An 8,427-nucleotide genomic window follows, 5' to 3' on the forward strand; every position below is an offset into this window, starting at 1 on the left:
GATCATTTGACGCCAAAATCGTCGATGTGGAGCGCTCCTCGTCCGGTCCCGTGGCGCAACCGAAGCGCGCGGTCTTGGTGCGACCGCTGCTGGGTCAGCGGCCGCTGTTAGCCTGCCGTCCATGATCAAGGGCAGCCTGGCAGGCCGAATAAACCGCTTAGTGGGGGACAGCAGGCCGGAGCGCGTGCTGATCGCCGCCAGTTTCGTCAACCGGGTCGGCAATGGCCTGTTCAACGCGGCGTCGGCGCTCTACTTCACGTTGGTCGTGGGCCTGCCCGCGGTACAGGTCGGCGCCGCGCTCACCATCGCCGGAGTGATCGGCCTGTGCGCGGGGATACCGGGCGGGCATCTGGCCGACCGGCGCGGGGCGCGCACGATCATGATGTCGGCCCTCGCGGTCCAGGCGGTGTCGATGGCGGCCCTCGTCCTCGTCGAGAGCTGGGCCATGCTCACGGTCGTCGCGACGGTCGACCAGATCGCCGCGGCGGCCGGCGGGGCGGCGGCGGGCGCTCTGGTGGTCCGGGTCGGGGGTGACCGCCCGGCCAGGTTCCGGGCGAAGCTGCGCACGTTCGTCAACCTGGGCGTCGTCCTGGGAACGGTGGGTGCGGGGCTGGCGCTGGCCGCGAACACCCGGGGCGCCTACGTCACGCTGATCCTCGGCAACGCGGCGAGCTTCGCCCTGTGCGCGGCGCTTCTGCTCCTGCTGCCCCGCTATCCGGTGCTGGCAGCGCCGCCGCAACAGCGGCGCTGGCTCGTCCTCGCGGATCGTCCCTTCCTGGCGTTCACCGCCCTCTACGGGGCCATGGGACTGCAGTACCCGGTGGTCTCGCTGCTCCTGCCGATCTGGATCTCCGAGCACACCGAAGCGCCGCGCTGGACGGTGGCCGCGCTGTTCGCCGTCAACTCCCTCTTCTGTGTGCTGATGCAGACCAGGATCGGCTCGCGTATCGAGACCCTGCGCGACGGCGGCCGTGCGTTTCGGACTGCGGGGCTGCTCTTCCTCGTCAGCTGCCCGATGATGGCGCTGGCGGCGTACACCCCGGTCTGGGCGGCGGCGGGACTGGTCCTGGCCGCGATCTTCGTCCACAGCCTTGGAGAGGTCTGGGAGTCATCGGCGGCCTTCGCCCTGGGCTTCGGTCTTGCCCCCGATCACGCCCAGGGCCAGTACCAGGGTGTCTTCGGTCTCGGCTTCAGCGCGGGCCAGGCTCTCGCCCCCGCGATCCTCACCACGGTCGTGCTCGGCCTCGGCACGAAGGGTTGGCTGCTGCTGGCGCTGTTCTTCGCCGCACTGGGTGCTGTCGGCCCGTCTCTTGCCCGCTGGGGCATGCGGACCCGGCCGCAGCCGGGCGTTGTCGCGGAAGCGACGGGATGACCAGCGGCATCGTTCAACAGCCGGGTGAAGCCGCCGCGTTCGAGGGAGAGCCCACGTGTGGGTGACGCTTCGTTGACCGGGGGCCCGCAGGTGTTGTGGGTCTGATCCTGCAACACCTCAGATCCGTTGTGACCTGCGCAGACGCTCTTGCCGCCCGGAGGCGGAGCCGACTGGCGAGGCAGCTGTGTTGCGGGAGCCCCGCGGCCCGGGAGAGGGTTCCCTTGTCGAAGTGCGCCCGCGGAGCCATCTGCCCCAGGGACAGACCCCGCTCGCTGCGCAGCCCCACCAGCGCCCACGCCAGTGCCTCGACGGGGGTGTCGAGCGGGTCGTGTTCCCGCACTCGGCTCAACGCGCACCCCTGCCCCGGTACGGGAGACAGAACAGCTGCTGGGTCACGTAGCCGGCGGTCATGCCCGCACCGGCCGCGTAGGCCAGCACATCGCCCGTGATCCGTTCGGAGCCCCCGAGCATTACGGAATCGGACTCAGGAAGGATGCCTTCGGTCTCCAGAGTGAAGTCTGCAAGGCGATGAAGAGCGTTGCGAAAGAAACCGCTGAGCTCTACAAGGAGCTGGCCGTTGATGGAGCGAGCGTGATCGGCGAGATGACGGAGTGCCCTACTCCGTGAGCTTCCCGTGGAGGGAGCGGTGTGGCGGCGGTGGCCGAGAGAGAGCGCATCCGGCGGTCTTCACGGCGACCCTCGTGAAGACCGTCCCACCTACTTCCTGACACCCCGCCCCGCCCCCGAAGGCGGCCCCGCCCACACGGCGCGGCCGCCTTCGACCGTTTCCACTCGGCGAAGGTCCGGGAGCCATCGCGTACCGGCTCCGTCTCTGCGTACGGCTGTACATGAATGTCCTCCTCCACGCGCCGCCCGGTGCGGGTCGGCCGGTGGCTCGCAATTCGATTGCTGGGCCTAGGTGATCGTCCTAGGGTCGGGGCATCGAACGGCGTGTAGCTCAGGCAGTCAGAGCACCGGGCTTCCTACCCGGAGGGCGCAGGGGCAGGTCCTGCCACGCCGGCCTATGAACAAGAACGCTGACCAGCAGCCACCGACCGAGCCCGGCCGTCCCGCCGGTGCGCCCGCAGCCGCGACGACCGGCCTGGCGACCGCCTCGTCCGCGTACGCCGCAGGCCAGTTGGCCCGTGCGCTGCGCACCGCCGTCTCGCACGCCGAGCCGGCCACCCGCGACCGCGCCCTCGGCCGGATGCAGAAGTGGCGTGCGGTGCTCGCGGGCATGGCGAACGGCAGCCTCACCGTCGGTTCGCGCACCCCGGTCGCCGGACTGCCCGCCTGGGTCACCCCTGAGGTCGTCCGCGGCGGGTTCGCCACCGGAACGCCCGCCGCCGGCGGGCCCCTCGCCCCGTACGAGGCGGACGCCGCCCACCGGGCCGGCGTACCGGCCGACCGTGCGGTGCTCTTCGCGCACGCGCTGACGGAGCAGGGCCTTGAGGAACTGTGGCACCTGCTGGACACCGGTCGCTACGAGGTGGCCCTGCCCGAGGAGGCGGCCCTGCTGACCGTCGCCTGGCTGGTACGGGCCGAAGACTTCGACACGGCCGCAGCCCTGGTGACGGAGCTTCAGCCGTTCGCCGACCGACTGCGTTTCCTGCCCCGCCCGACCGACCGGCCCGCCCCCGACGCGAGCGCGGTGCACCGTCGTAGCGTCGGCGAGGTCTCGGACGCGCTGCGGGCCCGCCGGCCCAAGACCGCCATCGAGGTACAGCGCGAAGCCTTGGGCGTGTGGCGGCCCTTCGACGACGAGCTCCTCGGCTACTGGCTCCAGCACGGCGAAGCGACGGCCCCCGTCCGGGCCGCGGCGGATCGCCCCGGCCCGGAGCGCGTACCCGACCCCGGCCCGGCTACTCCCCGTGCCGGGCGCGGTGGCGCTGGCGGTGACGCGCGCGTACGGGCGGCCGCCCTACTGGAGCGCTACCGCGCCCTGGCCGCGGTCCACACGCAGTGCCGCAAGCACCGCGACCAGAAGTCCAACACGGGCATCATGCTGCGGGCCCTGGAGGAGGCCGCGGCGGGCCGCCCGCTCGCGCCCCGGCTCGCCGGGCTGCTGCGCCACGCGGTGACCTCGGTCATCGCCAAGCGGGGCCTGCCCGGCTCGGACCTGCACACCCGGCTGCGTGCCGAGCAGGCGCGCCAGGCGGCGCTGCCGGCCCACCACGAGATAGCCGCCGCCGTGGCGGACCGCCTCACACCGCTGGACCAGCGGGCCGGAACGCCCGACGTGGACGTACTGCTCGTACCGGTTACGGAGACGGAGGCGGCCCGGACCGGTCTGCCCGCCGGAGCCGTTGTCCCGCCGCGTCTGCGGAAGGTGGTCCGCACCGTGCTCAGCGCCCCGCCGGAGGAGCTCGTCGCGCGCGGCCTGGTGCCGTCCGCGGAGGTGCTGGCCGAGCTGGTTCCCCAGCTCGTGGCCAACGCCACCGCGCAGCGCTACGCCGACCCCGCCCTGCGCACGCTGGAGGCGGCCACGTACCGGGCGTTCCGCAACCGGCGTTCGCTGCTGCTGCTCGACCTGGCGCACCAGGTACGGGTGGACGAGCTGCCCTGGGTTCGCGCGGTCGCCGGCCACGGCAGCGACGCCGATACGGAGGAACGGGCGCGGGCGGCCGCGGAGGCCGCGCTGCGCCGCGTCGGAGACCTGGCCGTCGGCGCGTTCCCCGGAACGCTGCTGCCGAACCCGCTGGTGCGCGAGATGTCCCACCTGGCACGCCAGGCCGACCTCTCCGCGCCGTTCACCGAGGAGCTCGCGGCCGACATCTTCATGGGGACCTTCAGCCCGAAGTTCCTGACCGCCGCGCGCATCGCGGCCGACCTTCTGGAGGACAGCCTCTACGCCCGCTACTACGGGATCGACTGCGCGGCGGTACGCAGCATGGCGGTGGTGCACGCCGCCGACGGCCTCGGCCGGACGCGGCCGTCCCGGACGGCACCCGCGTTCGACCGGCTGTGCGGGGAACGGGCCGGTACGGACAGCGCCCGCTCCTGGTCGCCGGCCGGCAACGGCACGGTCATCGAGCAGGCGCAGATCCTGACCACCCACAACCTGGCCGTCCTGGTGCGGCACGCGGGCGTCGCCCCGGAGGCGGGCTGGGAGGCCCTGGCCGAGGAGGGCTTCGCCACGGTGTGCCGTCTCGTCGCCCGCGTCCACGGGCACCCGCGCCCGCTCGGCACCGTCAAGGACGCGGCGTACGCCTGGCGGCAGACGCTGTTCTTCCTGTCGCTGTGCCCGCCCGACCGGCAGACCGCGCTCGTCCATCGGATGGCGACGGAGGCCGCCGGGCAGCCGTACCACACGGCGGCCCGCCTCGCCCCGGCGATCGCCGGACTGCGCCTGGTCGCGGGCGGCGGCACCTTCGACACGGACGGCACCGCACTGGGCGGCCTGGCCCGCCGCTTCCAGGGCTGGACCACGACCGGCCACTGGATGGTCGCGGCCACCCGCTGACCGGCCGAGGCCAACCGGGCCGCCCGACATCCGTCACGCCGGCGGACATGCTCGCCTACGCACGCCGCCACACGGTCGACATGGCGGCCTGACCGCCCCCGGAACTGCGGCCCGCCGCGGATACCCCCTCGGGCGTGCCGTGGCGCGGTGCGGCATTTGCCGACGTCAACGGATGATCCCGGACGAAAGGAGGCATCGGGAACGCGCGCGACGGGTACCGGGGCCTTCGCAGGCCGACGGGCGCACACGGTCTGTGCCGCACGCCGTCCACCGCGCCGTATCCGACGGAACGAGGAGGACACGTGACCTGGCAAGAGTCGGCGCAGGCCCCGCGCCGGCAGCAGGAGGAGCCCGACCCGAACCACTGGAAGGCGCTCGGCGTCTGTCTCGTGGCGGGCTTCATGATCCTCCTCGACGTGTCGATCGTGAACGTCGCGCTGCCCTCCATCCGCTCCGGGCTCGACACCCCCGAGTCGGATCTCCAGTGGGTGCTCTCCGGGTACGCGCTCGCCTTCGGCCTCGTCCTCATCCCGGCCGGACGGCTCGGCGACGCACGCGGCCGGCGCACCGTGTTCATGGTCGGCCTCGCGCTCTTCACGCTCGCCTCGGCCTCCTGCGGAGCGGCGCAGTCGAGCCTTTGGTTGGTGGTCTCGCGGCTGTTGCAGGGAGCGGCCGGAGGTCTCGTCTCCCCGCAGATCTCGGCGCTCATCCAGCAGATGTTCCGGGGGGCCGAGCGGGGCAGGGCCTTCGGGATGTTCGGCACCGTCGTGGGCATCTCCACCGCCGTCGGCCCCCTCGCCGGCGGGCTGCTGATCCAGGGGGCGGGCGCCGAGGAGGGCTGGCGCTGGGTCTTCTACGTCAACCTCCCGATCGGGATCGTGTGCCTGATCCTCGCCCGGCGGCTGCTGCCCGACACGCCGGACGCCAAGCCGGTGCGGCTGCGCAGTCTCGACCCGGTCGGCGTACTGCTCCTCGGCGCCGCCGTCCTCGCCCTGCTGCTGCCCTTCGTCCAGTCCCGGCAGTGGCCCGGGAACGCGAAGTACCTGCTCGTCCCCGTCGCCGCCGTGCTGCTCGCCGCCTTCGTGGCATGGGAGCGCCGCTGCGCGCGGTCGGGCACCGAACCCCTCGTCGACCTGGAACTGTTCCGCCTCCGGTCCTACTGGCTCGGCTCCTTGCTGATCCTGTTCTACTTCGCGGGCTTCACCTCGATCTTCTTCGTCAGCACCCTCTACCTGCAGAACGGCCTCCACTACACCGCGCTCCAGGCCGGACTCGCCATCACCCCGTTCGCCCTGGGATCCGGGATCGCGGCCGGGATCGGCGGCCGCCTCGTGGACCGCCTCGGGCGGCCGCTCGTGGTCGTCGGCCTGACCATGGTGACGGTCGGCTTCGCCGGGGCGGCCCTCGCGGTGCACCTGGTGCCCGGCCGGGGCGCGGGCTGGGCGCTGCTCGCCCCGCTGCTCCTGGCGGGACTCGGCAGCGGCCTGGTGATCTCCCCGAACCAAACCCTCACCCTCTCCGAGGTGCCGGTGCACCAGGCCGGCAGCGCCGGCGGCACGCTCCAGACCGGCCAGCGCGTCGGCTCGGCGATCGGCATCGCCGCGGTAGGTTCCGTCTTCTTCGACCGCGTCGCCCAGGACGGCTGGGCCGCCGCCTACGACCACGGCCTCCTCGTCTCGATCGCCTTCGTCGCGGCCTCCCTCGCCGCCGCGCTCGCCGACGTGGCGGCAGGCCGCCGCGCCACCCGCCATTGACCCCCGCGCGGTCCTCGACGCCTGGCTCACCGTCAGCTACGTCCGGGCCGACGGCTAGGCCGCTTCCTGTGCTTCACGAAGCGGGCACTTCTGTAGTGAGTCCGGAGGGGACGGTCGGTGCGGCTAGCCTGGCGGCATGCCCATCTCCTGGCGGTCCAGCGCCACAGCGTTCGAGCAGATACTGGGTCGGCATGGCGTCGCCGAGGGCGCCTGCACCATGGAGGCGGCCTGGGCTGCCTTCGAGGAGTTCGTACAGGTACCGGTCGAGGGCATCGAGAGATCTGCGGACGAGGTAGACGCCTTCATCGTTGCATGGGGCGTCTGGGACTGGACCGGGAACCGGCCCGCGCTGTCCCTTGGGCGACTGCTGACGGTCAACGAGTACGGCGATCGGCAGGATCCGTACTGGCAGCCCCTGTACTGGAAGGTGGAGTTCCAGGCGTGCTTCGCCGAGGACCCCGCCTGGGCGGACCTGTACATCAGCGGTGGTGGGGACACCGGTTTCGATGACGCTGCCATCGGCAAGCCCAGAGCGGACGCTCTCGCGGCCACACGCCGTTTCATCGACCAGGACCCGCTCCTGAGCGCGTTGTGGCGGTCCGCCCCGGTCGAGATCGAGGTCACGCTCGAACGGGCAGGGTAGCCGCACCGCCGGGTCGCTGCTCCGGCTCCGCCCTGGCATGCATGACGAAATCGAGGTGGTGCCCCGCTCCCGTGCATCGCCCGAGGCTCGATCGCCTCGCGCGGAGCGGAGTCGACGACGCGGTGCGGGACGGTCCTCACTCCATCCGGTCGAGGTCCTCCGCGTAGCACTCGATGGCCTCGCGGTACTCGCGTACGAACGGGTCGGTGCTGGTCTCCGCGAGGAGGCGGAGGAGGAGCCGGGTGGAGTCGTGGTGGTGGCCTGTGTTGTACAGGGCCATGGCGAGGAAGGCGCGCAGGGAGCCGTCCTCCAGGTACTCCTCCGTGCCCCGCCGCAGGGTGACGACGGCCTCCTCGTGGCGGCCGAGGATGCGGTAGGTGCTGCCGAGGCCCAGGAACACGCCCCTGCGTTCCTCCGCTCCGAGTCCGTCGACGCCTGCGGCGAGTGCCTTCTCGTAGTACGGCACGGCTTCCGCCTCCAGGCCGAGCACGTCATGGGCCCAGGCCGTCTGGTAGGCGACCTCGGGGTCGGCCGGGTGCCGCGCGGAGAGAACGAGGAGCCGGTCCCGGGCCTCCTCGCGACTGCCGCGCTCGCGCAGCCCGATCGCCTCGGCCAGCAGGGCGTCCCGTTCCCGGGTGGCCGGGACGGCTTCTTCCGGTTCTTCCCGGGTACTCAGGGGGGCTGCGTCCTGCGGGCGCAAGGGGGCGTCTTCCTCGGTGCTCATGGGGGCATCCTCGCAGTCCGGCGCGGTGGCACCGACGGGGGTGGCCCGGGGCCGTTCCAGGCGGCCAGGTCGTGGAGCGCCATGCTCCGCCCCTTCGATTGTGGCTGCCCGGCCCACTGGGGTCCGCCGGCGGGTTCATGGCGACGCAGCTCCACGTCGCGTACTCGGGTGAGATCTCCGGGTCGGCGGTCTTCGCCTCAGGTCCCTACAACTGCGCCCGCAGCGCGATCTCCTCGGGCCTCTCGCCCGCGGCTCTCGCCGCCCTGGACCGCAGCGGGACGACCCAGGTGCGGCTCGGTTTCGCGGCGGTCCCGGCGGCGAAGGCGTACCTCTTCGTCAACCAGGCCGCTCCGGTGACTCTGACGGTCGAGTACTGCTAGGCCGTTTCCTTCGGATCATCTCGCCGACCAGACGAAGATGGCGGCGACGTGGAGTCCGGCCAGGTAGATGGTGGCGGTCTTGTCGTATCGG

Annotated in this window: 6 protein-coding genes and 1 tRNA gene; 6 read left to right on the forward strand and 1 reads right to left on the reverse strand. The window is 72.4% G+C overall.

From position 1 onward, the window contains the following. Positions 1–121: 121 nt before the first annotated feature. The 5 genes from AB0Q96_RS18585 to AB0Q96_RS18605 all read left to right on the forward strand — a co-directional run bounded on the left by AB0Q96_RS18585 (position 122) and on the right by AB0Q96_RS18605 (position 7,232). Positions 122–1,372, forward strand: a complete 1,251-nt coding sequence (locus AB0Q96_RS18585) for an MFS transporter (protein WP_365326669.1) — start codon at positions 122–124, stop codon at positions 1,370–1,372. A gap of 947 nt (positions 1,373–2,319) precedes the next feature. After that, positions 2,320–2,393, forward strand: a tRNA-Gly gene (locus AB0Q96_RS18590). A gap of 3 nt (positions 2,394–2,396) precedes the next feature. Beyond that, a complete protein-coding gene (locus AB0Q96_RS18595; RefSeq protein ID WP_365326671.1) occupies positions 2,397–4,835 on the forward strand; it encodes a hypothetical protein in 2,439 nt (812 codons plus the stop codon). Positions 4,836–5,137: 302 nt separating this feature from the next. Further along, positions 5,138–6,589, forward strand: a complete 1,452-nt coding sequence (locus AB0Q96_RS18600; protein WP_365326672.1) for an MFS transporter — start codon at positions 5,138–5,140, stop codon at positions 6,587–6,589. A gap of 136 nt (positions 6,590–6,725) precedes the next feature. Beyond that, positions 6,726–7,232 (forward strand): hypothetical protein, encoded by a 507-nt coding sequence (locus tag AB0Q96_RS18605; protein ID WP_365326674.1) that lies wholly within the window; start codon positions 6,726–6,728, stop codon positions 7,230–7,232. Between the two features lie 136 nt (positions 7,233–7,368). On the opposite strand, the gene AB0Q96_RS18610 is transcribed toward AB0Q96_RS18605, so the two are convergent. Further along, positions 7,369–7,956 carry a tetratricopeptide repeat protein gene (locus AB0Q96_RS18610; protein ID WP_365326676.1) on the reverse strand — a complete coding sequence of 196 codons (588 nt, stop codon included), beginning with the start codon at positions 7,954–7,956 and terminating at the stop codon, positions 7,369–7,371. A 137-nt stretch (positions 7,957–8,093) separates the two neighbouring features. Here AB0Q96_RS18610 and AB0Q96_RS18615 point away from each other — a divergent pair, with 137 nt between their 5' ends. Further along, positions 8,094–8,336 (forward strand): hypothetical protein, encoded by a 243-nt coding sequence (locus tag AB0Q96_RS18615; protein WP_365326678.1) that lies wholly within the window; start codon positions 8,094–8,096, stop codon positions 8,334–8,336. Positions 8,337–8,427 lie beyond the last annotated feature (91 nt).

The organism is Streptomyces sp. NPDC093111 (assembly GCF_040683955.1).
GTDB lineage: Bacteria > Actinomycetota > Actinomycetes > Streptomycetales > Streptomycetaceae > Streptomyces.

Bases quoted from the DNA above. Each gene is read 5' to 3' on its own strand.
- AB0Q96_RS18585 (WP_365326669.1), top strand. From the start codon at position 122: ATGATCAAGGGCAGCCTGGCAGGCCGAATAAACCGCTTAGTGGGGGAC.
- AB0Q96_RS18595 (WP_365326671.1), top strand. From the start codon at position 2,397: ATGAACAAGAACGCTGACCAGCAGCCACCGACCGAGCCCGGCCGTCCC.
- AB0Q96_RS18605 (WP_365326674.1), top strand. From the start codon at position 6,726: ATGCCCATCTCCTGGCGGTCCAGCGCCACAGCGTTCGAGCAGATACTG.
- AB0Q96_RS18610 (WP_365326676.1), bottom strand. From the start codon at position 7,956: ATGAGCACCGAGGAAGACGCCCCCTTGCGCCCGCAGGACGCAGCCCCC.
- AB0Q96_RS18615 (WP_365326678.1), top strand. From the start codon at position 8,094: ATGGCGACGCAGCTCCACGTCGCGTACTCGGGTGAGATCTCCGGGTCG.